26 protein-coding genes are annotated in these 26,072 nt (G+C 35.9%); 18 read left to right on the forward strand and 8 right to left on the reverse strand.

Going from position 1 to position 26,072, the window contains the following annotated elements:
* Nucleotides 1-74 precede the first annotated feature (74 nt).
* From QUF99_RS10015 to QUF99_RS10065, 11 genes are all read left to right on the forward strand, one after another.
* Nucleotides 75-2,204, forward strand: coding sequence for a sigma 54-interacting transcriptional regulator (locus tag QUF99_RS10015; RefSeq protein WP_289369819.1), 2,130 nt, complete (start codon nucleotides 75-77; stop codon nucleotides 2,202-2,204).
* 205 nt (nucleotides 2,205-2,409) lie between these two features.
* A complete protein-coding gene (locus QUF99_RS10020) occupies nucleotides 2,410-3,882 on the forward strand; it encodes an aldehyde dehydrogenase family protein (protein ID WP_289369820.1) in 1,473 nt (490 codons plus the stop codon).
* A gap of 22 nt (nucleotides 3,883-3,904) precedes the next feature.
* Nucleotides 3,905-5,287: a putrescine aminotransferase gene (locus QUF99_RS10025; protein WP_289369821.1), complete on the forward strand. Its 1,383-nt coding sequence runs from the start codon at nucleotides 3,905-3,907 to the stop codon at nucleotides 5,285-5,287.
* A gap of 218 nt (nucleotides 5,288-5,505) precedes the next feature.
* The gene (locus QUF99_RS10030) at nucleotides 5,506-6,693 is read left to right on the forward strand and encodes a CaiB/BaiF CoA transferase family protein (protein WP_289369822.1); all 1,188 of its coding nucleotides are present in this window, start codon (nucleotides 5,506-5,508) and stop codon (nucleotides 6,691-6,693) included.
* A 13-nt stretch (nucleotides 6,694-6,706) separates the two neighbouring features.
* Nucleotides 6,707-7,924, forward strand: coding sequence for an acyl-CoA dehydrogenase family protein (locus tag QUF99_RS10035; protein ID WP_289369823.1), 1,218 nt, complete (start codon nucleotides 6,707-6,709; stop codon nucleotides 7,922-7,924).
* Between the two features lie 137 nt (nucleotides 7,925-8,061).
* Nucleotides 8,062-8,439 (forward strand): GntR family transcriptional regulator, encoded by a 378-nt coding sequence (locus QUF99_RS10040; RefSeq protein ID WP_289369824.1) that lies wholly within the window; start codon nucleotides 8,062-8,064, stop codon nucleotides 8,437-8,439.
* A complete protein-coding gene (locus QUF99_RS10045; protein ID WP_289369825.1) occupies nucleotides 8,439-9,137 on the forward strand; it encodes an ABC transporter ATP-binding protein in 699 nt (232 codons plus the stop codon). The genes QUF99_RS10040 and QUF99_RS10045 overlap by 1 nt, the downstream gene beginning before the upstream one ends.
* On the forward strand, nucleotides 9,134-9,925 hold the full coding sequence (locus QUF99_RS10050) for an ABC transporter permease (RefSeq protein WP_289369826.1): 792 nt from the start codon (nucleotides 9,134-9,136) through the stop codon (nucleotides 9,923-9,925). The genes QUF99_RS10045 and QUF99_RS10050 overlap by 4 nt, the downstream gene beginning before the upstream one ends.
* 14 nt (nucleotides 9,926-9,939) lie before the next feature.
* A complete protein-coding gene (locus QUF99_RS10055) occupies nucleotides 9,940-10,842 on the forward strand; it encodes an ABC transporter ATP-binding protein (protein ID WP_289369828.1) in 903 nt (300 codons plus the stop codon).
* A complete protein-coding gene (locus tag QUF99_RS10060) occupies nucleotides 10,842-11,618 on the forward strand; it encodes an ABC transporter permease (RefSeq protein ID WP_289369830.1) in 777 nt (258 codons plus the stop codon). Before QUF99_RS10055 ends, QUF99_RS10060 begins: the two co-directional genes overlap by 1 nt.
* Nucleotides 11,619-12,027: 409 nt before the next feature.
* Complete coding sequence (locus tag QUF99_RS10065; protein ID WP_289374614.1) at nucleotides 12,028-13,062, forward strand: CPBP family intramembrane glutamic endopeptidase; 1,035 nt, start codon at nucleotides 12,028-12,030, stop codon at nucleotides 13,060-13,062.
* A gap of 239 nt (nucleotides 13,063-13,301) precedes the next feature.
* On the opposite strand, the gene QUF99_RS10070 is transcribed toward QUF99_RS10065, so the two are convergent.
* Both QUF99_RS10070 and QUF99_RS10075 read right to left on the reverse strand, forming a co-directional pair.
* Nucleotides 13,302-13,484 carry a DUF3913 family protein gene (locus tag QUF99_RS10070; RefSeq protein WP_174099499.1) on the reverse strand — a complete coding sequence of 61 codons (183 nt, stop codon included), beginning with the start codon at nucleotides 13,482-13,484 and terminating at the stop codon, nucleotides 13,302-13,304.
* Nucleotides 13,485-13,586: 102 nt separating this feature from the next.
* Nucleotides 13,587-14,039: an Lrp/AsnC family transcriptional regulator gene (locus tag QUF99_RS10075; protein ID WP_286124117.1), complete on the reverse strand. Its 453-nt coding sequence runs from the start codon at nucleotides 14,037-14,039 to the stop codon at nucleotides 13,587-13,589.
* A 123-nt stretch (nucleotides 14,040-14,162) separates the two neighbouring features.
* On the opposite strand from QUF99_RS10075, the gene QUF99_RS10080 reads away from it, so the two are divergent.
* The 3 genes from QUF99_RS10080 to QUF99_RS10090 all read left to right on the forward strand — a co-directional run bounded on the left by QUF99_RS10080 (nucleotide 14,163) and on the right by QUF99_RS10090 (nucleotide 15,677).
* Nucleotides 14,163-14,579: a carboxymuconolactone decarboxylase family protein gene (locus tag QUF99_RS10080; RefSeq protein WP_289369831.1), complete on the forward strand. Its 417-nt coding sequence runs from the start codon at nucleotides 14,163-14,165 to the stop codon at nucleotides 14,577-14,579.
* Between the two features lie 13 nt (nucleotides 14,580-14,592).
* On the forward strand, nucleotides 14,593-15,168 hold the full coding sequence (locus QUF99_RS10085) for a cysteine hydrolase family protein (RefSeq protein WP_483298623.1): 576 nt from the start codon (nucleotides 14,593-14,595) through the stop codon (nucleotides 15,166-15,168).
* Nucleotides 15,169-15,278: 110 nt separating this feature from the next.
* Entirely contained in the window at nucleotides 15,279-15,677 is a 399-nt protein-coding gene (locus tag QUF99_RS10090; RefSeq protein WP_289369834.1) for an SseB family protein, read from the forward strand.
* 247 nt (nucleotides 15,678-15,924) lie between these two features.
* Here QUF99_RS10090 and QUF99_RS10095 read toward each other — a convergent pair whose 3' ends face one another.
* A complete protein-coding gene (locus QUF99_RS10095; RefSeq protein ID WP_289369835.1) occupies nucleotides 15,925-16,851 on the reverse strand; it encodes a S66 peptidase family protein in 927 nt (308 codons plus the stop codon).
* A 310-nt stretch (nucleotides 16,852-17,161) separates the two neighbouring features.
* Here QUF99_RS10095 and QUF99_RS10100 point away from each other — a divergent pair, with 310 nt between their 5' ends.
* Entirely contained in the window at nucleotides 17,162-18,241 is a 1,080-nt protein-coding gene (locus tag QUF99_RS10100) for an NAD(P)H-dependent flavin oxidoreductase (protein WP_289369838.1), read from the forward strand.
* A gap of 34 nt (nucleotides 18,242-18,275) precedes the next feature.
* Here QUF99_RS10100 and dltD read toward each other — a convergent pair whose 3' ends face one another.
* The 5 genes from dltD to QUF99_RS10125 form a co-directional block, all read right to left on the reverse strand.
* Nucleotides 18,276-19,448 (reverse strand): D-alanyl-lipoteichoic acid biosynthesis protein DltD, encoded by a 1,173-nt coding sequence (gene dltD, locus QUF99_RS10105; RefSeq protein WP_289369839.1) that lies wholly within the window; start codon nucleotides 19,446-19,448, stop codon nucleotides 18,276-18,278.
* Nucleotides 19,445-19,684, reverse strand: a complete 240-nt coding sequence (gene dltC / locus QUF99_RS10110; RefSeq protein WP_286124124.1) for a D-alanine--poly(phosphoribitol) ligase subunit DltC — start codon at nucleotides 19,682-19,684, stop codon at nucleotides 19,445-19,447. The genes dltD and dltC overlap by 4 nt, the downstream gene beginning before the upstream one ends.
* A gap of 75 nt (nucleotides 19,685-19,759) precedes the next feature.
* Nucleotides 19,760-20,926 (reverse strand): D-alanyl-lipoteichoic acid biosynthesis protein DltB, encoded by a 1,167-nt coding sequence (gene dltB / locus QUF99_RS10115; protein WP_289369840.1) that lies wholly within the window; start codon nucleotides 20,924-20,926, stop codon nucleotides 19,760-19,762.
* A complete protein-coding gene (gene dltA, locus QUF99_RS10120) occupies nucleotides 20,923-22,437 on the reverse strand; it encodes a D-alanine--poly(phosphoribitol) ligase subunit DltA (RefSeq protein WP_289369841.1) in 1,515 nt (504 codons plus the stop codon). The genes dltB and dltA overlap by 4 nt, the downstream gene beginning before the upstream one ends.
* Nucleotides 22,438-22,449: 12 nt before the next feature.
* Nucleotides 22,450-22,596, reverse strand: coding sequence for a teichoic acid D-Ala incorporation-associated protein DltX (locus QUF99_RS10125; RefSeq protein WP_286124127.1), 147 nt, complete (start codon nucleotides 22,594-22,596; stop codon nucleotides 22,450-22,452).
* A 380-nt stretch (nucleotides 22,597-22,976) separates the two neighbouring features.
* Here QUF99_RS10125 and QUF99_RS10130 point away from each other — a divergent pair, with 380 nt between their 5' ends.
* The 3 genes from QUF99_RS10130 to QUF99_RS10140 all read left to right on the forward strand — a co-directional run bounded on the left by QUF99_RS10130 (nucleotide 22,977) and on the right by QUF99_RS10140 (nucleotide 25,973).
* On the forward strand, nucleotides 22,977-24,155 hold the full coding sequence (locus tag QUF99_RS10130) for an amidohydrolase (protein ID WP_483298597.1): 1,179 nt from the start codon (nucleotides 22,977-22,979) through the stop codon (nucleotides 24,153-24,155).
* 573 nt (nucleotides 24,156-24,728) lie between these two features.
* On the forward strand, nucleotides 24,729-25,175 hold the full coding sequence (locus QUF99_RS10135) for a flavodoxin (protein ID WP_289369842.1): 447 nt from the start codon (nucleotides 24,729-24,731) through the stop codon (nucleotides 25,173-25,175).
* 24 nt (nucleotides 25,176-25,199) lie between these two features.
* Complete coding sequence (locus tag QUF99_RS10140) at nucleotides 25,200-25,973, forward strand: hypothetical protein (protein ID WP_289369843.1); 774 nt, start codon at nucleotides 25,200-25,202, stop codon at nucleotides 25,971-25,973.
* Nucleotides 25,974-26,072: the final 99 nt, after the last annotated feature.

Below are 26,072 nucleotides of genomic sequence, written 5' to 3' on the forward strand. Positions count from 1 at the left end.
TTGTCAGATTAATTAAAAAAATCTGTTTTTAATGATACAATACAAATTAAGCAGTTTAAAGGAGGAATAGCAGAATGTTTTTCATTGCTCATAAAAAAATTAGACCTATTGTTTCTCTATCTATCGATCAATCTGAAAAGGAATGGAATATAGATTTTGAAAAAATGAAAGAATCTTTTTTGTTTTTAAAAAAGCAAGATCAATTATTTGCATACGTCCATGTTAAGGAGCTGTTATTAAAAAGTGAGCAATTAACTCCTGAAACATTACTCTCAAGTGCTATTTCACTAGACACAGTATGTCAGCTTAGCAAAAATATCTCTTTACCTGCTCTATTCCAAATTATTGGGGCACCAATTGCTATGGTTAAGAATGAAGACGGAGAGCTAAATGGTTATATAAGAAGAGAAGATGTGTTTGCAGAGCTATTTAAACAAGAAAATAAAAGTGTAGATTTACTGAAAATCATTTTAACGTCTATTCCAATGGGAATTTTTGTTGTGGATCGTGAAAAGAAAATTGTGAATTGCAATGAATCTGGTTTGAAGATGATTAAAGCAAATCAGGAAAAGGTAATGAATGTGCCTGCTGAACACATTTTTAATGGAGAACATATTAATAATGTGTTTGCGACAGGGAAAACGATTTTAAATCAGCTGCAAATAACAAATGAGATGGGAGTATTAGTTGATTACAGCCCTATTCCTAACTTTGATCAACAAATAGACGGAATGGTTATTATCGTGCAAGATTTACCGATGGTTGAGGATATGGCTATGGAAATTGAATATATTAAGGACTTAAATAAAGATTTAAATGCAATCCTATCTAGCATTTATGATGAAATATTAGTAGTCAATCGTAAGGGAGAATTAATTCGATATAGCGAAAGCGTTATTCATGACTTTTGGGGAAGGGACTTGAAGGAGCTTTTAGGAAAGAGCCTTTTAGAATTAGAGAGCAAAGGGCTATTTAGTCCCTCCGTTACTCGATTAGTGTTAGAGCAGCAGAAAAAGGTATCGATCGTTCAAGAAACAAAAAGTGGCCGGAAAATATTAGCTGTTGGAAATCCTGTATTTGATGATGATGGCAAGATTCATCGCATTATTATTGCATCAAGAGACATTACGGAAGCAACGAGATTAAAAACAGAATTACATGAGATGAAAAAGATATCAGAACAATATAAGAAAGAGTTAGATAGTTTTAAAAATCAGGATCGTTTTCTTAAGAAACTCATTTATTGTAGTCCGAAAATGGAGCAAATCATTAATCAAGCAAAAAAAATAGCTGATTTTTCTTCAACTGTTCTTATTTATGGAGAGTCCGGCGTCGGAAAGGAAGTAATCGCACAAGCCATTCATCAGCTGGGCAGCCGTTCTTCTCAGCCATTTTTGAAATTAAATTGTGGTGCGATTCCAGAACCGTTGTTAGAAAGTGAATTGTTTGGTTATACGAAAGGTGCCTTTACTGGTGCTGATAAAAATGGAAAAGAAGGATATTTTAAACGTGCAGACCAAGGGATTTTGTTTTTGGATGAAATTGGAGAAATGCCTTTACATTTACAAGTGAAATTACTTAGGGTGTTGCAAGAACAAGAAGTGATTCCGATTGGAAGCACTACATCTACGAAAATAAATGTACAAATTATTGCTGCTACGAATAAAAGTCTCGAAAAAATGGTGGAAGCTGGTACGTTTCGAGAAGATTTATTTTATCGCTTAAATGTAATTCCGTTGCAAGTTCCCCCGTTAAGAGAACGAATGGAAGATGTTCCAGTACTTGCATTTCATTTCTTACAGCAGTTAAATGAAAAATATAATAGAAACTATCATTTAACTCCTGATGCACTTAACTTACTAGAGTTTTATTCATGGCCAGGAAATGTACGAGAGTTACAGAATATGATTGAACGTTTAGTGGTATCAGCAGATGATCCAGTTATTGAGGCTGAATTTGTTAGTAAATTTTTAACTCCTGGATATGATTTTAAAAAATCAAAGCCGGTTATTACAAGAGTTTTACCATTGCAAGAAGCATTACATTCTGTAGAAGAGCAATTAATCTTACTCGCAATGAAGCAGTATAAAACAACGACGAAGGCAGCGAAAGCCCTTGGAATCAGCCAATCTTCTGTTAGTCGTAAATATCAAAAAATCGTGAATGACAAAGAAATGGAAGTTGATACAATTTCATATTTCTAAAAGGAAAAGGAGTAGCTTATATGAGCTGCTCTTTTTATTTAATCCGTAATTATGCGAAATGTAATAACCTATGCAAAAATGCATAGGTTTTTATGTTTTATTAGAGGGAATAGTCAGTTTTTTTAGGATTATTTGGTATTTAAAATGTTGGCACAATTATTGCTTATAGAATATATGAACGATCGACAAAGGGGGATTATATACAGTGCTAGATTTAAAAATGTATCTAAACGGTGAATGGAGAGATTCTAGTAATCGAGAGAAACGACCTATTATTAACCCTGCAAATGGCAAGGTTATCGCATATGCACCCGAAGGAACGATCGAGGATGCAAAGGAAGCGATAGAAGTAGCAAGAGCGACTTTTGATAGCGGGATTTGGTCAGAAACACCCGCTGCTGGAAGAGCATCTTATTTATTTAAAATTGCAGATGAAATTGATAAAAATATGGAAGAACTTACTCGCCTTGAAACAATGGATAACGGAAAAACATATCGTGAGGCAGAAGGTGATATTGGGGATGCGGCAGCTTGTTTCCGTTATTATGCTGGGCTTATTACAAAACCAGATGGACAAACCTATCATGTAGCTGATCCGATGCAAGCTATGGTAGTCAGAGAGCCAGTTGGTGTTTGTGGATTAATTGTTCCTTGGAATTATCCCTTACTAATGAGTGTATGGAAAATTGCTCCTGCTTTATCGGCTGGAAACACAATTGTATTTAAGCCTTCTGAGGTTACACCAATCACTGCAACAAAGCTATTCGAAATTTTTGAGAAAGTGGAATTACCAAAAGGTGTTGCGAATATGGTGATGGGTGCGGGACCAATAGTAGGAAATGAGATTGCGGCAAGTGAGAAAGTAGATATGATTTCCTTCACAGGTGGAACGAAAACTGGAAAGCACATTATGAAAACAGCAGCAGATAATATGAAAAAGATTTCGCTAGAACTTGGCGGGAAATCACCAAATATTATTTTTGAAGATGCAGATTTTGAAACAGCTGTCGATTACGCATTGTTTGGTATTTATGCAGGTACTGGTCAAGTGTGTTCGGCAGGATCAAGAATTCTCGTACAGGAAAGCGTTTACGATAAGTTTGTTGCTCGTTTTGTAGAACGTGCAAAGCAAATTAACGTCGGTCCTGGTGATAATCCAGAATCAGAGATGGGGCCACTTGTTAGTCAAGAGCATATGGAAAAGGTATTACGCTATATTGAGATTGGAAAAGAAGAAGGAGCGCAGCTTGCTTGTGGGGGAAATCGAATTACAGCTGATGGTAAAGGAGAAGGATTTTTCATTGAACCAACAGTCTTTGTCAATGTAAAACCTAATATGCGTATTGTTCAGGAAGAAATTTTTGGTCCAGTTGTAGTAATTCAAAAGTTCAAAGATGAACGAGAAGCAATTGAACTTGCAAATGGTACAGATTATGGTCTAGCTGGAGGAGTGTTTACAGTTGATGGGGCAAAAGCGATGCGTGTAATTCGTAGACTTCGTGCAGGCATTACTTGGATTAACAGCTATCATCCAACATATAATGAAGCGCCTTGGGGTGGATATAAACAAAGTGGTATTGGTCGTGGATTAGGTACGTTTGGTTTAGAAGAATTCCAGGAAATTAAACAGATTAATATAAATTTGGAAGTAGAACCAATTGGTTGGTTTGCAAAATAAAAATGATATAGGAGTGGTAGAGATGGGGACGAATGTACAAAGTAAATCTACGGAACAAGATGTGAATTACAATGGTGTTAATGATTATATTACGAAAGTACTTCAATTAATTGAAAAGGATAAAGTATCTGAGGAAGAAGCAAGCTGGATTACAAAAGAAACAGTAGAAGGATTCCGAGAGCACGTAAACCCTGGTTTCCTTGCATACAGAAAAACGGTAACAAAAGATGGACAATTTGCAGCTGTAGAATGGTCTGATGAAGGATCTTGCTTTATGGATATCAATGGTAAAAAGTATATTGATTGTTTAGGTGGATTTGGAATTTATAATGTTGGACACCGTAATCCAAAAGTAGTAAAAGCTGTAACAGATCAATTAAAACGCCAAGCACTTCATAGTCAAGATTTGTTAGATCCGCTTCGGGCTATTCTTGCGAAAATTTTGGCGGATATTACGCCTGGCGATTTAAAATATGCTTTCTTTACAAATAGCGGAACAGAAAGTGTAGAAGCAGCATTGAAACTGGCAAAAATGTACAGTGAACGGACAACTTTTATTTCAACAACACGTGCTTTTCATGGAAAAAGCCTTGGTTCATTATCTGGAACAGCAAAAGGAATGTTCCGTAAGCCGTTCTTACCATTAATTCCAGGTTTTCGCCATGTTCCATTCGGTGATATTGATATGATGAGAAAAACATTTGAAACATGTGCGTTAGTAGGAGAAGATGTTGCCGCTGTTATTCTAGAACCAATTCAAGGAGAGGGCGGGATTATTTTACCTCCAGAAAACTACTTGAAACAAGTGAGAGAATTATGTGATGAGTACGGATCTTTACTTATTTTCGATGAAGTCCAAACAGGAATGGGACGCACAGGGAAAATGTTTGCAGCAGAATTGTACGATGTTGTTCCAGATGTTATTTGTCTTGCGAAAGCCTTTGGCGGAGGTGTCATGCCTGCGGGTGCAATTGTTGCCAAAGAAAAAGTATTTAAAAGTTGGTTTGAAAACCCATTCATGCACACAACAACATTCGGTGGGAACCCACTTGCATGTGCAGCTGCAATCGCAACAATTCATGTTTTATTGGAAGAAAAATTACCGGAAAGAGCAGCGGAAGTCGGAAAATATTTCTTGCAAGGACTGAAGGCAGCAGCGAAAGGACATGAAGATAAAGTATTTGAAATTCGTGGTCAAGGTTTAATGATTGGTATCGAATTCCATAAAGATGAAATTGGTTATGAAGTATCCAAAGCGATGTTTGATCAAGGAATCCTTGTTGCGGGAACGTTAATTAACTCTAAAACAATCCGTATTGAGCCGTCCCTCACAATCAGTTATGAAGAAGTAGATACTGTAATCAATGCATTTAAAGAAGTACTATCTCAAGTGAAAGTACAATAGTCCTCTTATCCTGCATTAACGGAAAGTAAGCCCCCGCTTCAAGATTTAAAGAAATGTATAGAAGAAAGGCGGGGCTTATTCTTAGTAAGGGATGAAGAATAAGCTCACTGAGAAAAGTTTCACTTTATAAAATAACTTGTAAATACAAACCAGTAAACCATCATGTTGCATTTCTTTATAGTGGGCTTTACTGGTTTTTTACTATAGGAGGAGAGGGAGTGGAAGGAGCATTACAGGGAATCAAAATTGTTGATTTATCTCGCGTTCTTGCTGGTCCTTTTTGTACGATGATTCTCGGTGATTTAGGGGCTGAGGTAATAAAAATTGAGAATGTAGTAAACGGTGATGATACAAGAGAGTGGGGACCGCCTTTCGTTGGAGGAGAAAGTGCCTATTTTCTTTGTGCAAATCGCAATAAACAATCCCTTACATTAAATTTGAAATCGGAAATGGGAAAGGATATTTTGAAAAATCTTATTTCTGATGCTGATATTGTCGTGCAAAATTTCAAACCGGGAACACTTGAGCGAATGGGGCTTGGGTATGAGACGTTAAAAACAGTGAAGGAAGATATTATTCTAGCTTCTATTAGTGGCTTTGGTCAGAATGGTCCCGCTTCGCATCTTCCAGGCTATGACTATATGATTCAAGCAATGAGCGGTCTAATGAGTATAACAGGAGAAAGTGATAGAGAACCGGCGAAAGTAGGTGTTGCGATTTCAGATGTGCTGACAGGTCTCTTTACGTGCATTGGGATTTTAGCAGCTTTGCAGCATCGAAATAGAACAGGAGAAGGACAAGAAGTAGATATTTCTTTATTTGATTCACAACTAGCTGCATTAGTAAATGTGGCTAGCAATTATTTGTGCACAGGAGAGCTTCCGTTAAGACTTGGTAATCAGCACCCGAATATCGTTCCTTATCAGGTATTTGCGACGAAGAACGGAGACCTTGTGGTAGCGATAGGAAACGACGGACAGTTTCACAAATTTTGCCTCTTGCTCGGTAGACAAGAATTATCGAGTTCGGACCGTTATAAAACAAATGCAGTTCGTCTTCAAAATAAAGAGGAACTTGTAGCCATTATTGCAAAAGAAATGAAAAAGAAAGAAAAAGAGGAATGGAAGAAGCTTTTGGATGAAGTCGGCATTCCAAATAGTCCAATTTTCAACGTGAAAGAAGCATTAGAAACAGAGCAAGCGCAAGTACGAGAGATGATGATTCATATGGAGCATCCAACCATCGAAAATCTTAAACTTGTTGGTTCCCCATTGAAATTATCAAAGACACCAACGCTTATGAGGAAGCATCCACCACTTCACGGAGAACATACAGAGCGTATTTTGCAGGAATTAGGATATTCTTCGGAAAGAATTATCGAAATGAAAAAAAATCAATGGATATAAGGAGGCGTCAAAAATGAATTTTTCTTTGACAGAAGAACAACAAAGTGTAAGAAAAGTGGTAAGGGCGTTTGTAGATAATGAGATTATTCCGCATATTAAAGAATGGGATGAAAAAGGGCATTTTGAAGAAAAAATCTTGAAGCGTTTAGCAGAATTGCAATTTATGGGCGTTTGTATTCCAGAGAAGTATGGTGGCGTTGGTATGGACTATAACACGCTCGCTATTATTTGTGAGGAGTTAGAACGTGGTGATACGGCTTTTCGTACAGCTGTATCTGTACATACAGGACTGAATAGTATGACACTCTTGCAATGGGGAACAGAAGAGCAGAAGCGAAAATATCTCGTTTCACAAGCAAAAGGAGAAAAAATTGGAGCGTTTGGTTTAACAGAACCAAATGCAGGATCAGATGTCGTTGCGATGCAAACAACAGCGGTGCGAGAAGGAGACTACTATGTATTAAATGGATCGAAAACATGGATTTCTTTATGCGATGTAGCAGATCACTTTTTAATTTTTGCTAAAACAAATCATGAATTAAAGCACCGCGGTATCTCTTGTTTTATTGTAGAACGGACATTTCCGGGTGTAACGACAAAAGCAATAAAAGGAAAGCTTGGCATTCGGGCTGGCAATACAGGAGAAGTTTTTTTAGATGACGTTAAGGTACCGGCATCAAACCTTCTTGGTGAAGAAGGAGAGGGGTTTAAAATCGCAATGGCGTCATTAGATAACGGACGTTTTACAGTGGCTGCAGGTGCATGTGGATTAATTCAAGCGAGTTTAGAAGCAAGTATAAAGTATTGTGAAGAGAGAAAGACATTTGGCAAAGAAATTGGGAAACACCAGCTTGTGCAGCAAATGATTGCAAAGATGTCTGCCAATCTAGAAGTATCACGTTTATTGGTTTATAAAGCAGGGTGGTTAAAAAATGAAGGGAAGCGTAATACACGTGAAACGTCTTTGGCGAAATGGCTTGCTTGTGATGCAGCGTTCGAAGCAGCAAATGATGCAGTGCAGGTGCATGGTGCATATGGTTATTCGAATGAGTTCCCGGTAGAACGGTATTTACGAAATGCGAAAGCACCGGTTATTTACGAAGGAACACGTGAAATCCACACAATTATGCAGGCTGAGTATGCGCTCGGTTATCGTTCTGATAAAGAGCTTCGCAACATGTTACCGAAGTGGCCTTTTGAAGAGAGTGTAGTAGGAACATTAAATAAATAAATGGTACGGGAAGGCAGTGCAATTGAAATTGCACTGTTTTTTATTTTTTAATATATATTTCAAAATTACAAGTATTTACATTTGTTTTGTATTGGTGTATTATTTAACTAGTACACTAGAGCGATAGGAGGGAAGAAATGAAAATTGAGTTTTCTCCCAACATCCCGATTTATATTCAGGTGATGGAATACATAAAAAAAGAAATTGTAACAGGCCATTTACAGCCTGGTAATAAAATCCCCTCCGTACGTGAATTAGCGAGTGAATTACAAGTGAATCCGAATACGATTCAACGTACATTTCAAGAGCTAGAACGAGATGGTATCGTCGTGACACGTAGAGGAATGGGAAGATATGTGACGAGCGAAGGAGAGAAAATTATGGAGCTGCGTAAAGATATGGCAAAAGAGTTGCTTCATTCTTTTATAAACGGAATGGACAATCTAGGGTTTACAGAAGAAGAAATTCTCTCGATTCTCCGTTCTTCATTGGAAGAGAAAAAGGAGGAGAACTGATGGAGGGGTTAGTAAGAATAGAAGGCCTTTGGAAGCGATATGCTTTAAAGGCAGTGATTCGAGATTTGAAATTGACGATAACAGAAGGGAAAATTATAGGTCTTGTTGGAGATAATGGGAGCGGAAAAACGACGTTATTGAAAATGATTGTGGGCCTGCAGCATCCTTCTGAAGGAGAAATTTTGATTGATGGTAAGAAGGTTGGCTTAGAAACGAAAAAAATTGTTTCATTTATGTCGGATCGTCCGATATTTGATGAATGGATGACTGTAAAAGATGCTTTGTTTTTTTATCGTGACTTTTATCAAGATTTTGATATTCAAAAAGCAGTGGATACGGTAGCTGAATTCAAAATACCGTTAGAAGAAAAAATTACTTCTTTGTCCAAAGGGATGGTCGAAAAGCTACAGCTTATTTTAACGTTTTCGCGAAAAGCAAAACTATATGTATTAGATGAACCGCTTGGCGGAATTGATCCTGTTTCACGAGAACATGTGCTAGAGCTCATCCTCCAATTTTATCGTGAGGATTGTACTATTTTAATTTCTACTCATTTAATTGGCGAGATTGAAAATATCTTTGATGAAGTCATCTTTTTAAAGGATGGAGAAATTGTATTACATGAGAACGTGGAAGAACTTCGTTTTCAAAGAGGGAAGGCGGTAAATGAGCTGTTTAAGGAGGTGTTTGGAAAATGAGTCAACTCCTTCGATATTTATATAACTGTAATAGAAAGAAAATATGGGTAATTTATTTCGGATTTATTACTATTTCTTTAATTCTATTATTTAATATGAAGGGATCTTCGAGGACAATGATTCCAAATAGACAAGAAATAATATTAATCATATTTATATTATTATTTTGTATAACTGTATTTTCAATCTTCTTGCTGGCACTCTCTTCTTTTCGAAATATGTTAAAAGGTTCTATGATTCGGTATACTGCAATTCCATCAGAGAAATATATATATGCCAATTTGCTGTTTTTTATAATAATGTTTATTTTGCTATCTTTAATAAGTATTGCTTTTTTACATTTTCTTTCTTTAAATATATATGAGAAAAAGACAAGTGGAGAGATTCAACAAGCTATTAATAGTTTGTACAATTATGGTTTGTTCCATCATTTGTTTTCTATTTTTTTATGGATTGTAGATTTAATAAATACATTAGTTTCTGTGTATTTCATAATTGTAATTATAAAACTGTTTAATATAAAATCCTCATTAAGTAAGGTGCTATTTATATTTTTCTTTTTTATTTTTAGTGGAATTCAGCTTGCGGTAACTAATATTTTAGAAAAAATAGATCGATATATATTTTCTGTAAAAGATGCTGGATTTATAAATAAAAACGGTTTTTTTGAAACATCTTTTTATTTCAGTGATACTTCAAACATTACTTATTTATGTTTTAGTTTGTTGTTAATCTTTCTATTGGTATTAATGACAAGCCATATCATCGACAAAAAACTAGAATTTTAAAGGAGGAACAAGCATTGGGAAACGTAGTAGTAAAATTAGAAAACGTCCATAAAAAAATAGGTAGCACAGAAATTATTCGTGGTCTTTCGTTTGAAGTACAAGAAGGGGAAGTATACGGATTTCTTGGACCAAATGGTAGCGGGAAAACGACGACAATTCGTATGATGACAGGTCTTATTGCCATGACAGAAGGTGATATTACAATTTGTGGTCATAGCGTTCGTACAGAGCGTGAAAAAGCACTAGAGCATATCGGAGCAATTGTAGAGAACCCTGAACTATATGAATATATGACAGGGATGCAAAATTTAAAGCATTTTGCCAATATGGCAATTACGCCGATTAGCAAAGAACGTATTGCTGAAATTGTGAAGCTTGTAGATTTAGAGCACGCTATTCATAAGAAAGTAAAAACATATTCACTTGGAATGAAGCAACGTCTTGGAATTGCACAAGCACTTCTACATAACCCGAAGATATTAATTCTAGATGAGCCAACAAACGGATTAGATCCAGCTGGTATTCGCCAAATTCGTGATTATTTACAGCGTTTAGCGAAAGAAGAAAACATTGCCGTAATTGTATCGAGCCATCTGTTAAGTGAGATTGAATTGATGTGTGACCGTGTTGTTATCATTAAGAATGGTCAATTTGTACAAGAGTATAACTTGCATGAGCAAGCGAAAAACGATGAAACAGTTGTGGTAGCATTTGAAGTGGATCAAGTAGGGAATGCAAATGAAGTAATTAAAGGTAAGGCGCAAGGGAATGTAATTGTTACATCTGTAACGAAAGAGGAGATTCCAAAGCTCGTAAAAAAGCTTGTTCATGCTGATGTGCTTGTATATGGTGTAACGGTTCAAAATAAAACATTAGAAGATGAGTTCTTAGCGATTACAGGGGGAGTAGAGGCATAATGATAAAATTAATTCAAAATGAATTGTTAAAATTACATGCGAAAAAGGGTATGTACATTTTATTAGGCTTACTAGTAGTGTTAGAGATTGCAGCAGCCATTGTTATTAAAACATGGGCGCCGGCAGAAGTGCAATATGAAGGTTTTTTAGCATTTGCAGATGAATTTATGGCAATGGTTATAATGTTTGCTACGATTTTTGGAGTTACGCTTGCATCTCGTACCATTACAGAAGAGTTTCAAAAAGGAACGATTAAGCAATTGCTTATCCGCCCAAGAAAACGTGTTACTGTTTTATTTTCAAAATATGTGACAGTCGTATTAGCGATTCTTCTTATTTGTCTCATTTCTGTACCAATTGTTATGCTAATTGGATTGATTGTCTTTGGTAGTGGAACAGGTGAAGTCACATTTACAGTCATGATAAAGCATGTATTGTATAAGATTTTACCGATGTTATTTTACGCAACAGTTGCCTTTTTCCTAGCAAATATTTTTAGAAAATCTGTTTTACCGCTTGTTATTACATTATTCTTATTTTTCTTGGAAGGACTTATTCAAATCGTTTTCTTTCAATTTGCGAAAGGAATTGCAAAATATGTTGTTACATTCCATTTAAATTTAAGTGTGTATGATAACGATAAATTAATTAGTGGTGGTGCAAAACCGCCATTTACAGAATTTAATTTCACAACATCATTATTGCTTGTGATTGCTTATTTTGCAGTGTTACTCGTTGCATCAAGTGCATTGTTTCAAAAACGTGATGTATTATAATAATAAAAATCCCCGCGGCAAGCAGGGATTTTTATTAACCAATTTTTTCGTTTATTTTTTCACGATTCCAGCATTCTGTGTTTTCTAAACCTGGGATCTTTTTTAGCTTCTTTTTGTTTCATAGGGTCTTGCAGGGCAGTGAATGCATATGTATTTAAGAAGATAGTTGTAAAAAATAGACTTCTTAAATACATATTTTAATAGCAACCCAACAGAAGCCTCTTTCCTCAGGCATGTGTAAGGCATAGCCCATGTGGTAGGAAGTGGGTTATTTATCTTGCTATTCAGGGGCATTAATCCCCCCCACTGATGGAAGTTTCACTTTATTAAAAATGAACTGAGAAAAATAGGAAGAATTTTTACGATATTCATATTACAATATACATATATTACCTTGGAGGTGTTTTTTATTCAGTACGCATTTTCACGTATACGACTTCGTAGTTTTTTTATATGGATGATTTTAGGAACAATTGTAACATTAGTACCGTTATCTATTGTGAATGTTCCAGAGAATGTAATAGAAGTCGCGTTACAAACGCTTGTTTTTTTTGTGTTTCCATTGCTCTGGCTTTTCTATAAAACTCGTAACAATAATGTTTTGTTTACGAGTTTCTTTGATAAGCCAACAGCATTATCATGGAAGTTAATTATTATTGCAACTGCAATGGGAATGGTTTTTGCATTTGGTATATCTTTTATTCAGTTTTACATATTAGCGCATCTTTTTCCGGACTTCTTAATTGGAATGTTGAGTGAAGATATCATTGATATGAGTAGTCCTTATGCGCTAGTATTTAGTTTTATTTCAGCTTGTATTTTTGCACCAATTATGGAGGAAGTGATTTTCCGCGGTTTTTTCTTAAATCGTATGACCTATAAATGGGGAATTAAGCGAGCTATTATCATTTCTTCTCTTATTTTTGGCTTAGGACATTTTGATGTCATTGGCGCATTTTTATTTGGCGTTATTATGTGTCTTCTGTACATAAAAACGAGAAATATATGGACGAATATTGCTGTGCACGCATTAAATAATTTTATTGCAACAGTTATTCAATTCAGCAGTGGTGAAGGAGCAGATGAGGTGCCTCCTATTGCTGAATTGCAGTCACAAAGTAATTTATGGATTGGGCTCGTTGTGATCCTGATTAGCTTCATATGGCTGATTCCGTTTATTCGTCGAAATTGGCGTACTGTAACGGAAGTAGGGGTACCGTGTCTTCGTGTCATTGACGAAGGGAAGAAAATGGTGTCATTACAGAAACAAGAAGCGCATAGTTACAGTCAAGTCATTTTAACAGAACGACTCATGGCTGTAGAATTACCAGATGAAGCTGTGAATCAGTTAAGATTAGAAGAGAATGATTATGTTAAGGTTGAAGTAGCAGGCGATAAAATTATAATTACAAAAGATGAATCTCGCTATATAAATACAAATTAAAAAACCGACATAAACCCATTCTTTTTAGGTGGGAGAGAGCATCCGGCCATGCATAGAAGCGGTCAGATCCTTTTCCTGCCCCAGACATAGTGAAAACAAAGAGAGAAAACGAGTGCAGGTCACCTTTTGTTATCCATAGCCGCGGCTTATATGTAGAAAAATCAAAATGGATTTATATAATAATATGAGATTTAAAAATAAACAATAGCTCTCCATATTGATGTAGGAGAGCTGTTATTTTAATGGATGACAATCTCAACATGAAAATTATTTCCGTTTTTTACATATTTAATATCTGTGACGGTACGAACGGCTTTTAAAATTTCTACTTTTTCCCCAATTCGGGGTATGGTGGGAACATTATCCCAAATGCCAAGTAAATCATCCTCTTGCGTTGTTTTTTCGTAAAACCAGATTTTCACTGTGATGCCCCTTTCTCGAACTTTATGTATTTTAATACATAATAAAACATTTTTATTCTTTTTGTAAGGGGTTTTGAAAGAAATTTTGAATAAAAATTAATTTTACTCTTCTGGGAAAATGTGTTCAATATCAGGAGTAAGAGATACTTCTGATAATACGATATGAGAAACTGTTGTTGCATATGAAGAAACATCATTAATAAATTCTTCAAGCTCGACTAATGAAGGGACAGAGATTTTAACAATATAACAAAGGCTTCCTGTTACGCGATAACAAAAGCTTGCGGTTGGATACGATTGAATAAATTGCTGCATACGAGTTGTATCGCCATTTTTTAATGTGATTTCTAAAATACAGTCTAAAACAAGACCAGCCTTTTTATAATCGATATCAATTGTATACTTTTGAATTACGCCTTCACTTTCTAATTTACGCACACGTTCTGTAACAGAAGGAGCGGATAAGTTTACGCGTTTTGATAATTCACGCATGGAGAGACGGCTATCATTATATAATTCATTTAAAATTTTACGATCTAAACGATCTAATTGCATATGTAAATATACCCCCAATAAAATAATAATTATTGTAAAGAAAATCAATCAATAAAGATTCATATGAAATGTGAAAAGAATCTACTTTATTTTACAATAAAAGAGTAAGGAATAGGGGGAAGAATGATGGAGAGAATTTCATTATCAGATGTAGGAGAAACAAGATTTCAAAAATTATTAGGGCATTGTCCGGATTTACTACATGATTGGAGTTCATTAGAAAGCACATTATATGAAAAAGGAAAGCTTTCTGCAGAATTAAAAGAGCAAGTGCGAAGAACACTTGCATTTGGAAATGAATGTCCGTATTGCATGGCAAAAGGGAAACCAAATGATATACAAAAAGTAGAAGAGATAGGTGTTGCTGTAACTTTTGCACATTTATTTGTACATAATCGTTCGGCAATAGATGATAAGATGTTTCATGTATTAAAACAATATTGGAGTGAAGCAGAGATTGTGGAGCTGTGTGCGTATATTGGTTTTATTTCTGCTTCACAACAACTTGGATTTTTATTTCAATTACAAGCAGCAGAGTAGGGGGCAAACAGTGATGTGCCAAGTCGCGCTTATTATTATTGATGTTCAAAAGGCGTTTGATTTACCAAATTGGGGAAAGCGAAATAATCCTTTTGCAGAAGAGAATATCCAAATTTTATTAGAAGAATGGAGAAGAAAAAAATTACCGATTTTTCATATTCAGCATGTTAACAAAGATAATCCAGAATCTATGTTTCATCCAAATTCAAAAACGATTGCTTTTAAAGAAGAGGTAAAGCCAATACAAGGTGAACCAATCATTCAAAAGTGTGTAAATAGTGCATTTATTGGAACGAATTTAGAACAACTATTGAAAGACAATCATTGTAACTCGGTTGTTATTACGGGATTAACAACAAATCATTGCGTAGAGACGACAACTCGAGTGGCGGGGAATTTAGGATTTACAACCTATTTAGTCAGCGATGCAACAGCTACATTTGATCGCATAGGGCCAGACGGTACACAATATCGTGCAGAAGAAATTCATAAAATGACACTCGTAAATCTTTATGAAGAGTTTGCTACAATTACTACAACTGCTGAAGTATTAGAGAGAATAAGAAATCATTCACATGTAACAATGTAACGTTTCGGCTTAATATTATCGTAATAAAATATTTAATAATTATATAGAAAAAAATAAGAATATTTTGTATAATTACAGTATAATCATTTTGAAAGCAGGGGTGGCAGCAGATGGAACAAATTCCATTAAAGAAAATAGAAACGGTACTCGTTTTAGCTGAGGATGACAAACAAAAACAAAAAGAATTTTATGAGTTATTGCTAACAACCCATTTTTATGTTGCCGGATCTGTTGAGGCAGATGTTTCTGAAACAGAAGGAACAGTGCGCCTACGCTATTTCCAAGGTGAAGGAAGATGGATTGTCCCGTTCTTTACACAGTTGGAATTTGTACAAGAAGTGTTGCCGGAAGGAACACCCCTTATTACGATGCGTGGAAAAGAGTTGTTTGAAAACATTGATAAAGAGGCGACAGCCGTATTAAATGTTGGTACTGAATTTAATAAAACGTTTATACCAGAAGAGATTGCTGATATTGCATCAGGAAGAATTTTCAATTATTATAAGTAAAAAATTGTCGCCATTTTCCCTTGTGGTCATATCGTATTAATAGCTTGACCGAGAGAGAGGGAAGAACATGGCGAAAAATAATAATGCGAAGAAAAAATCATCTTCAAACACAAAACAAAAAAGTAATCAAAACAACAATAAAAGCAACAATAAAAATAAGAATAAGAAAAACAAATAAAAAAGGAGAAGCGATAAAAAGCTTTTCCTTTTTTGATTTTAATGAAGGGCTGGATGTTTTACTTACGTGTTATTGCTCGGTAGTACGGGATAGTTTCACCCCCGAAGGAATAGCCAATGTATTTTTCTCAGTATCCATTGTGACAGTAATACCAAGTGGAACGCCAATATTGGGTTGAATGTGTCCGATAGGAAAGCCAAACATAACCGGGATATTGTAATGGACGAGATAGTCATACAAAATGTCTTGTAAGGATAAAGAGTGTTTAGAGGCTATACAGTCTTGGCAACTTGTGAAAATCAGACCTGCACATTGACTCAGTTTTTCAGTTAAACGTAATTGATTGAACATACGATCAATGCGATATGGTTCTTCGCCGACATCCTCAAGTAATAAAATTTTATTTACTGTATTTACTTCATACGGTGTTCCAAGTGTGCTTGTAAGAACTGTTAAATTCCCACCAATTAACGGTGCGGAAACCGTACATGAGGATGAAGAAGCCAGACATTCTGCTGCTTTTAAAATAGTAGAATAAGGATGGAATAGCTGATTGAAAGAAGATAGAGAGAGAGAATCGAGTCCTTTACCGAGTGCTTCGATCATAGGTCCATGAAATGTAATGAGCTGTGCATACTGTGAAAAAGCGATGTGTAGAGCAGTAATGTCACTATAGCCCCAAAAGATTTTTGGATTGTTTCGAATGAGTTCATAATGAATATGAGGAAGAAGACGAGCGCTTCCATATCCACCTCTTGCACAAAAAACAGCTTTCACAATAGGGTTTGCAAACGATTCATGTAAATCGTGAAGACGCACTGCATCATTTCCAGCTAAATAACCATGTTTTTCATAGACACTTTGTCCAACGATAACAGATAGTCCCATTTGTTCTAGTATGTTTTTTCCTGCAAGAATGTGTTCAATTGTTGGCGGACCTGCTGGAGCAATAATCATAACAGTATCGCCTTTTTGTAGAGCATTTGGCTGAAGCATGTAATCTCCCCCTTTTCTTTCAATATATTCGTTTATAAGCAGTTCAATCCTTGTAAAAGAAGGGAAAAGTTTGTTGAAACAAGAAGATACTATATAAATCCATTTTGATTTTTCGACATATAAGCCGCGGCTATGGATAACAAAAGGTGACCTGCACTCGTTTTCTCTCTTTGTTTTCACTATGTCTGGGCAGGAAAAGGAACTGACCGCTTCTATGCATGGTCGGATGCTCTCTCCCACCTAAAAAGAAGGGTTATATGTCGTTTTTTTAATTTGTATTTATATAGATGAGAGGAGAGGAGAGAGAAGAATGTTTTCAAGCAGAGTAAATGATATATTAAAAACTCGATATCCCATTATTCAAGCAGGTATGGCAGGAGCAATTACAACACCGGAACTCGTTGCTGCTGTATGTAATAGTGGCGGACTTGGCACGCTAGGAGCAGGGTATATGAGTGCGGAACAAATTCGCCAAGCTATTCGTGATATACGCAAGTTAACAGACCGGCCGTTTGCAGTAAATCTATTAATTACGAAAGAAATACAGGTTGTTGAAGAAAAAGTAAAAGCAGCGAGACTTTTGTTAGAACCGATACAAAAAGAATTAGGAGTAGAAGAGGAAGAACAATCGGTGCAACTTCCAAAGAGTTATAAAGAACAGTTACAGGTTTTAATAGAAGAAAAGGTACCCGTTGTGAGTTTTGCTTTTCAAACGCTGACGAGAGAGGAAATTACATCATTGAAGCAAGAAGGAATAAAGGTAATTGGAACAGCAACAAATGTTGCAGAAGGAAAGGTACTTGCTGAAATAGGTGTTGATGTTATCGTGGGACAAGGTAGTGAAGCAGGGGGACACCGTGGAACTTTCATTGGAAAAGAGCAAGACTCCATGATTGGAACATTTGCGTTGATTCCGCAACTTGTAGCAGCAGTTCCAGATATTCCGATTGTAGCGGCAGGAGGGATTATGAATGGACAGGGCGCTGTTGCTGCTTATGCGTTAGGAGCAGAAGGTGTTCAAATGGGTACGGCATTTTTAACAAGTGAAGAAAGTATCACACATGAAGTACATAAAGAAGCGGTGCTACATAGTACAGATACAAGTACAACTGTGACACGCTCATTTTCAGGTAAATATGCAAGAGGTATTCGAAATGCATTTATTGAACAGCATAAAGGGAGAGAAGATGAGTTGCCGATGTATCCTGTTCAAAATGTGTTAACATCTAAAATACGCCAGACAGCGGCTAAACAAAATACGGGAGCATATATGTCTCTTTGGGCAGGACAGGCGTCTTCTTTAGCGAGAAGAGAGCCTGCACAGCAAATTGTGGAACGCATAGTGGAAGAAGCTAGAGTAACAGTAGAAAAGCTGCAGATACATGTATAAAAAGAACGCTTGAATCATTCAAGCGTTCTTTTTATTAGTTCGTTTTATAAAATTTTTGAACTGCCTCGTCGATGTATACCCAACCTTTCCAACCTAAATGCATATGATCTTTTAAGAAATATTTATCATATTCATGATTAGAAAAATCAGCGATAGGATATCCAGCTTGCTTAATTTGCTCATGAACTTTCTTGTAATATAATTCACGTCGTTCTTTTGGGAAACCTGCATAATCATACCAAGGTCCTTTAACTGGGACAGAAATGAAGAGTGGTTTTGCACCAGCCTGTTTTAAAAGATCAAGAACAATTTGTAAATCTTCATATTCTGGAGATTTATCATAAGACGCGTGTGCTAAATAGCCTTTGCGTTGCTTAACATCCTTAATTTTATCATGGAAATAAGAATCATCAATGCCAAATTTATTGGATTTAGAGTTAGCTGCACCAGTCTGATCAGCGTATTTGCGTGCTTCTTCCCAGGTCATGTTTTTCAACGCAGGATCAAGTTGTTGTTTAGGCGGTTTAATATTGAACATTGTTGTAAACAAGTCTTTACGATCTAAAATATTACGATAAATATAAGCAAATGGCTTAGCTGCAATAGCTTTTACTTTATGATTCGTATCATCATAGACAATGCCTTCTAGAGATGTTTTTAGTAATGTTTCTTTTTTTACAATATCAAAGTTTAATAAGCGCTTTGCAATATGTTTTTTCATTTCAGGCTGTAAGTCATTATTGAAAATAAAATGGTAGCCTTGTTGTTTTGAAAAGTTAGGTGCAAAGTGCAATTCATCAATGCCATGCGGTACAAACCATTGAGGCGAAAGAACAAAGATAATTTTCTTATCTTTTAAATCGTCCATTGTTGACGCAAAGTTTAATACATGGGTAAGGTTTTGTGTTCCGCCACGCCCGAGAAGAAATGGTGTAAAGCCTTCTGGTTTTACTTTAAAGTAGCTGGAGGGATGATAAGCATCCAGCCGTTTAAATTCCGATGAACCATACATCGGAAGGTACTTCGGATCTTCTAGCATTTTTTGCTGTAAAATCATACTTTGTATCTTCTCTGCTTCTACAGAAGTTGCAGCTTGTTCCACTTTTTTATCACTGACAAGAGGTAATAAAAAGCGTATTGGAATAAGTAAGAATACAGCAAAAAGGGCCAATGCTAGGAGCATCGGACCAAAAGTTGCTTTTTTCATCGCATATCTTCCAGTTTCTTAACGATCATGTTCGGTGTTGCCCACTCATCACGATCAAAATCAGAAATAGATACTTCAATTTCTAAACGCTCTTGGAATTCTACTAATAAAGATACTGTACCGAAAGAATCAAGGATACCTTCTTCGAATAATTGTACATCTGGATTTTCTTTTACAATATCGTTTTCGCATACTTCTTCTAAAATATCTAATACTTGCTCTTTAAATTCTGCCATTTTCATAAATCTCCTTTATATCTGTAATATATTATGTGTAACTTCTTAGTTGTAATGCATGTAAGAAGTTATTAACTAAAAGTATCTGTTTAAGTGACCAGAGAAGATTAGGAAACCAAAACAAACAACATGGAACGTAATAACAATTGCAACAACATGCATGATTTTATTGTTTGGCCAAAACTTATGCTTTTTGTTTTTTCGTTCAAAAATATCAAACAAGATAAACAAAGCAGCATGATAGAGGCCGTAAATGATATATTGATAAACATGCTGACCTGCAATGTGCCAAACACCCATAATGAAAAAGTTTAAAAATGCGCCGATATATGAAATCGTATATCGATTTTTAATTAATTTTTTCTTTGTTGCGAAAAAGACAAAGCGCATATAAATAAAATCACGGAACCAGAATGATAAGCTCATGTGCCAACGGTTCCAGAAATCTTTAATGTTACGACTGATAAATGGCTTATTAAAGTTTTCAGGTGTTTTAATACCCATCATATAACTTACACCAATTACGAATGCACTATAACCAGCAAAGTCAAAGAATAAATATAAGCTATAGCCATACATGTACATTATATTAGATGTAATTGTATCTACGTTAGCAAATGGTGCGTCTATAATATGTTGTTGTATTAAATGCGCAATGATGAATTTATACAGAAACCCTTGAAAAATACGATTCAAACCCGTATATAGTAGCTTCTCATATTCTTCAGCACTTGGTGGCTTCTGTATATCTTTTTGGAATCTTCGATAACGATCGATCGGTCCAGTTGAGATGGCAGGGAAGAACAGGACGAATTCCCAGAAATTAAAGAAAGAAATTTCTTTAATTAAACCATCACGAACTTCAAAGACCATTTGCACAGCTCTGAATGTTACATAGGACATACCAGCAAAAACAATAAATTTTAAGTCAGATGCAAATGGTGCGATTTTGGCCAAAACCAATGGTAAAATCGATAAAATAACAGCAATACAGAACGTAAGCGTGTTATTATTTCGTTTTCTTAATAATAAGTAGCCTTTAATAAGGATGTATTGCCAAATAATAAATGCCGCTAGCATCTTAGCTTGATGCATTTTATCTGAGAAGATAATAACAAGCATGATTAGCGTTAGGGCAGCATTATATTTGCGTAACATTTTACCTTTTAATCCAGCTACGATAGTAGGTATCAATAAAATGCCTACTATAGCGAAAAAATAAAATGATCCATATGCGGTCATGCTGTAACCTCACTCAATAATTTTTTGCGATCTACCTTTCCATTTGGTGTCATTGGAATAGAAGGTTGGTACATGAATTTTCTTGGAATCATGTAGTTTGGTAATCGCTCATTGAGTTCTTTTTTTATTGCAGATGTTAATTTGAATTCTTTTTCAAATGAATGTTCTCCAGGTACAACAACTGCTAATAAGTAATCGTATCGTTCACCTTTTTTTATAGGAATTACAACTGCTCCTTCTACATAAGAGCAAGCACGAAGGTGATGTTCGATTTCTTCTAATTCCATTCGATAACCATGTAACTTAATTTGGAAATCAAGACGACCGTTATAGAAAAGAAGACCATTTTCTACATAACCAGCGTCACCTGTTTTGTAAGCACGTTCGCCATCAATAACAGTGAATGCTTTTTCTGTTAATTCAGGGCTTCCTAAATAACCAACGCTTACGCTTGGACCAACAATTACGATTTCACCTTTTTCACCGTCTGGTGCAATTGAGCCATCTTCTTTCATAATAAGAAGGCGGCAATCGGATTTGCAGTAGCCGACTGGAAGGGATTGATAGGTATCAACGACTTCTTGTGTAACATGAATGCCTGTGACAGCTACAGTTGCTTCTGTTGGGCCGTACGTATTCATAATTGTTGCTTTTGGGAAGCGTTCTAATAATTTTCTTGCTACATCATTTGATAATACTTCACCACAGAATAAGAATGTTTTCATATTTGGCAGCATACTTTCAGAGAAAGATGGCTCCATTAAACACATTTCTGCAAAAGATGGTGTTGATGTCCATACACCTATATCTGATTGTTCTAAAGAAGTAAATAAGTCTTTTGGACGTGCAATCATATCTTTATCGATAGCCCAAAGTGTACCACCTGTTACTAACGATGGGTAAACATCCATCACAGATAAATCAAATGAGAAAGGTGCTTGGTTCACAAATACTTGTCCTGTTTGTAAGTTGAAATCTTCAACTGCCCATTTTGTAAAGCTTACAAGACAATTGTACGTAATTTGCACACCTTTTGGATTACCTGTGCTTCCTGATGTGTAAATAATGTAGAAGTTTTCATCATCTTTTACCGCATGTTTAGGATTTGGTGTTTGCCCTTTATGAGTAAAGAGAATATCTTTTAAGTTGTTTTCAGATACGATGCGAACTGGTAAGTCAGCTACGGTCACATCTGTTGGTGATAAAAGTAGCTTCGCACCGGAACTTTCGGCAATACGTAGTACACGATCAGCGGGTATAGATAAATCCACTGGAATGTAAGCATGTCCAGCTTTTACACACCCTAAAAAACTGACAATCATCTCTGGTTGCATATGGCCATATACCATAATTGGGGAATGATCATCTTCATATTCTGAAGAGATCCAATGGGCTAACGCATCAGAGTCTTCTTTCAATTGTTTGTAAGTAATTTTCGCATCTCGCCAAACGAAAGCGGTTTGGTCAGGCGTTTCAACCGCCCACTTTTCGATTTGTTCTAATAACTTCATAACGTTCCCACCCTAAAATTCATTGTAAATAAATGTGCTTGTGTTTGTATCATGGAATCCATACAACCATAGCAAAGTAAACAAAATTGCAAGATAATAAAAAGTTTTTGCAAACCATTGTGTGAGTGGTTTAGACCATATCTCTTTTAATCTTTCCATGTCTTTCCCTCTCTTATGAAATAGTAACTGTATGTAGGTATCATATCCTACTTTATTATGAAAAAAACAAAACTTCCACATTTTAGGTAAATAAAGGGCAAAAAGGCTCTTTTTTGATAGTAGCACTAAATACTAAAAAAGAAAATCCCTAACTTAGTAATTATATTACATTCTGTATGGAATTGTAATCGATTTGTTACCTTTGAAGTAAGAAGACAGTTTGGAGTGAATTTTTATCCCGCTATTCGTGGGCAGTAATATCCCAGCCTCAAAGTTCAGTAAAAAAGAAAAGGGGTTATCTGGAAATACTTCTGCTACAAGGACATTGTGTAATAACAATGGAATAAAGCTGGTAAGAATTAAAAAGGAGGTTGAAAGGAATGGCGCATATACAAAGGGATTGGTTAACATATATATCAGAAGAAAATATTATAAAGTGGCGACGACATTTGCATCAATTTCCTGAATTATCATTTCATGAGAAACAGACTTCACAATTTGTACATGATACATTATGCAAATTTTCTTCTTTCGAGGTGACAAGACCAACGCCATATAGTGTTATGGCAACGAAAAAAGGAAAGAAAATTGGCAAAGTAGTAGCGATTCGAGCGGATATGGATGCACTACCGATCCAAGAGGAAACGTCGCGGCCATATACATCAGTTGCTCCGGGGGTGATGCATGCATGTGGACATGATGCACATACGGCAATTTTATTAGGGACAGCGGAAGCGTTAGCAAAAATGGATGATAATTGGGAAGGGGAAATCCGTCTTTTATTTCAACATGCTGAAGAAGTACATCCAGGTGGGGGCCAAGAAATGGTGCAAGCTGGTGTAATGGATGGGGTCAATTGTATTATCGGCTTACATGTGATGTCTGGGTTAGAGAGTGGGAAAATTGGGATTGTATATGGTCCCATGATGGCAGCGCCAGATGTATTTACAATTGAAGTGAAAGGAAGAGGGGGACATGCCGCTCATCCAGAAGAAACGGTGGATCCCATTGCAATTGGGGCACAAATTATTACGAATTTACAACATCTTGTGTCCAGAAAAACAGGTGCTATTATGCAAAGAGTTGTTTCAGTAACGCAATTTCATGCGGGGACAGCAGATAATATTATTCCTGATGCAGCACATCTCATGGGAACCGTACGCTGTTTTGATCAAAAGTTGAGAAAAGAAGCGGAAGAGATGATTGAACAAATTGCAAAGGGAATTACAGGAGCACATGGTGCAACGTATAACTATACGTATCGCTATGGTTATGATCCGGTTATTAATGATGATGTCATTACGAACATAGTAGAGGAAAGTGCAGTAGAGTTGTTTGGGAAAGAGAGAATTGTAGCACTTTCTCCCTCGATGGGTGGAGAAGATTTCTCTGCATATTTGAGAAAATGTCCAGGATGTTTTATTAAATTAGGAACTGGGAATCAGCAAAAAGAGACTGTTTATCCGCATCATCACCCGAAATTTGATGTGGATGAATCGGCTTTAGTTTATGGAGCGCAATTATTTTTACAGGCGACAATAAAGCTACTAAAAATCTAAGTAAGGATTGGGAGCAAACATTCATTAAGATTTATCCCGCATTAATGTGCAGTAATACCCCCATCTCAAAATTCGGCAGGAAGCAAAGCAGTTAGGCGAGGGATAAACTGCACGTAAAAGCCCGATTGGTGAGGGCTAATGATTAGTGGGGTCCCACTAATCAAAGTTTCACTTTATATCGTACAAAAAAAGGCAACTGCGATTATCGCAGTTGCTTTTATATTCTTTCCGTTAGAGAGGGTTTTGAGAAAGAACTATGCTCATTTATAGTATATGAACTCCCAACGGACAAGCTTGTACCTTTTCATCATTTTTTTAAAAATAGTTATTGACTTTGATAATCGTTTTCAATTAATCTAATCTTATAATTGAAATTGATAATTATTATCAATTGATTGGAAGGTAGGGGAATGAAAGAGGGAAAGATGAAGAAATTTCGCTTTCAACAAAGAAAAATTAAAAATAAAGATGAACATATAGAGTGGCAGTAGCGTGTCATTCGTGATGAATGCGTAGCAGAAGACATAATAAACAAAATAGAAAAAGTGATACATAATCAAGGGAGAGAGTCAAATGAGTAAATTAGTAATGATCTTTGCAAGTATGAGTGGAAATACAGAGGAGATGGCGGATCATATTGCAGGAACTATTCGCGAAACTGGAAAAGAAATTGAAGTCATTGATATGATGACAATGCCGGAAGCATCTGTATTAGAGGGATATGATGGAATTATTCTGGGAGCGTATACGTGGGGGGATGGAGAACTACCAGATGATTTCTTGGATTTCTATGACGAGATGGAAGAGATTGATTTAGCAGGTAAAAAAGCAGCGGTGTTTGGATCTTGTGATTCTGCATATCCAAAATATGGTGCAGCTGTTGATATTTTAGTAGAAAAGTTACAAGAATGTGGTGCAGAAGTTGTACTGGAAGGATTAAAAGTAGAATTAACGCCAGAAGAAGAAGATGTAGAGAAATGTCTTCAATTTGGTGCAGAGTTTGTAAAACACCTTTCTTAATGGTGAGAGGGAGATGAAGAGCGAGTGCAGGGGAAAATCTCAATGAAAACGATGACGGATTATCATTTATATGATTTTATGCGCTGTCCGCATAAATTTTATTTCCGTTATATAAAAAGAAGAGAACCGTCTTCGTTTGAATGGAAGCAAATGGTTCAAGCGATTGTAAATCAAATTATAAGTGACTATTACATGTCACCAGCAGAAAAACAAACAACAGTGCTTGTATTAGAGTTACTAGAAAGACATTGGGGTAAAGTGCGTATTGGAATGTTTTCTTCAAAAGCAGAATATTATATTGTTCTTGCAAAGTTAACTGATCACCTGTTGCGGTATGTAAAAGGTGATTCGGGCGGAACACCACCTTTATTTTTATATGAAAAGTTACAAACATATATGGAAGAGTTGGGTGTGTATATTTCATTAACGCTTGAAGTCGGGGAATGGTCTACACAATCATTTGTGATTAAAAAATTTGTTGTCGATGCAAACGAAGAAATGCTCGCTCTTTTTCAAAAGTTAACAGCTGTGTTTTGCTATAAAGCTTTTGGTGTTCTTCCAGAGAAAATTGAGATTATTAATTTAATAGAAGGGACTAGCAGTGAGTATGTTCCAAAGCAACAAGATATTATGACTGGAATGAGTGATCTGTATAGGATGAAAGAAATTTTACAGCAAGCAGAGCATTATGTAGAAAGAACATTTCACTCTGAATGTATTGGATGTGCCTTTCGTAATGAATGTAAAGTTGATGAAGTAAAAGATGAACCTATACAAAACAATTCTATAGTCCATTAAAAGGGTGCGATTTCGTACTCTTTTTTGCTGTTGACATGAAAAGCTTTTCATCATTTACGCTACATGTGTAAGGCGAAAATAGAAGAGGGAGAGATGATC

It is taken from the genome of Bacillus sp. DX4.1, from assembly GCF_030348195.1.
Classification (GTDB): domain Bacteria; phylum Bacillota; class Bacilli; order Bacillales; family Bacillaceae_G; genus Bacillus_A.

What these genes read in the sequence shown, in the direction of transcription:
- QUF99_RS10095 (WP_289369835.1), bottom strand. Translation starts at nt 16,851, where the DNA reads ATGCTTCAGCCAAATGCTCTACAAAAAGGCGATACTGTTATGATTATT.
- QUF99_RS10025 (WP_289369821.1), top strand. Translation starts at nt 3,905, where the DNA reads ATGGGGACGAATGTACAAAGTAAATCTACGGAACAAGATGTGAATTAC.
- dltB (WP_289369840.1), bottom strand. Translation starts at nt 20,926, where the DNA reads ATGACCGCATATGGATCATTTTATTTTTTCGCTATAGTAGGCATTTTA.
- QUF99_RS10090 (WP_289369834.1), top strand. Translation starts at nt 15,279, where the DNA reads ATGGAACAAATTCCATTAAAGAAAATAGAAACGGTACTCGTTTTAGCT.
- QUF99_RS10015 (WP_289369819.1), top strand. Translation starts at nt 75, where the DNA reads ATGTTTTTCATTGCTCATAAAAAAATTAGACCTATTGTTTCTCTATCT.
- dltD (WP_289369839.1), bottom strand. Translation starts at nt 19,448, where the DNA reads ATGAAAAAAGCAACTTTTGGTCCGATGCTCCTAGCATTGGCCCTTTTT.
- QUF99_RS10060 (WP_289369830.1), top strand. Translation starts at nt 10,842, where the DNA reads ATGATAAAATTAATTCAAAATGAATTGTTAAAATTACATGCGAAAAAG.
- QUF99_RS10045 (WP_289369825.1), top strand. Translation starts at nt 8,439, where the DNA reads ATGGAGGGGTTAGTAAGAATAGAAGGCCTTTGGAAGCGATATGCTTTA.
- QUF99_RS10040 (WP_289369824.1), top strand. Translation starts at nt 8,062, where the DNA reads ATGAAAATTGAGTTTTCTCCCAACATCCCGATTTATATTCAGGTGATG.
- QUF99_RS10085 (WP_483298623.1), top strand. Translation starts at nt 14,593, where the DNA reads ATGTGCCAAGTCGCGCTTATTATTATTGATGTTCAAAAGGCGTTTGAT.
- QUF99_RS10035 (WP_289369823.1), top strand. Translation starts at nt 6,707, where the DNA reads ATGAATTTTTCTTTGACAGAAGAACAACAAAGTGTAAGAAAAGTGGTA.
- QUF99_RS10075 (WP_286124117.1), bottom strand. Translation starts at nt 14,039, where the DNA reads ATGCAATTAGATCGTTTAGATCGTAAAATTTTAAATGAATTATATAAT.
- QUF99_RS10135 (WP_289369842.1), top strand. Translation starts at nt 24,729, where the DNA reads ATGAGTAAATTAGTAATGATCTTTGCAAGTATGAGTGGAAATACAGAG.
- dltA (WP_289369841.1), bottom strand. Translation starts at nt 22,437, where the DNA reads ATGAAGTTATTAGAACAAATCGAAAAGTGGGCGGTTGAAACGCCTGAC.
- QUF99_RS10100 (WP_289369838.1), top strand. Translation starts at nt 17,162, where the DNA reads ATGTTTTCAAGCAGAGTAAATGATATATTAAAAACTCGATATCCCATT.
- QUF99_RS10050 (WP_289369826.1), top strand. Translation starts at nt 9,134, where the DNA reads ATGAGTCAACTCCTTCGATATTTATATAACTGTAATAGAAAGAAAATA.
- QUF99_RS10130 (WP_483298597.1), top strand. Translation starts at nt 22,977, where the DNA reads ATGGCGCATATACAAAGGGATTGGTTAACATATATATCAGAAGAAAAT.
- dltC (WP_286124124.1), bottom strand. Translation starts at nt 19,684, where the DNA reads ATGGCAGAATTTAAAGAGCAAGTATTAGATATTTTAGAAGAAGTATGC.
- QUF99_RS10125 (WP_286124127.1), bottom strand. Translation starts at nt 22,596, where the DNA reads ATGGAAAGATTAAAAGAGATATGGTCTAAACCACTCACACAATGGTTT.
- QUF99_RS10080 (WP_289369831.1), top strand. Translation starts at nt 14,163, where the DNA reads ATGATGGAGAGAATTTCATTATCAGATGTAGGAGAAACAAGATTTCAA.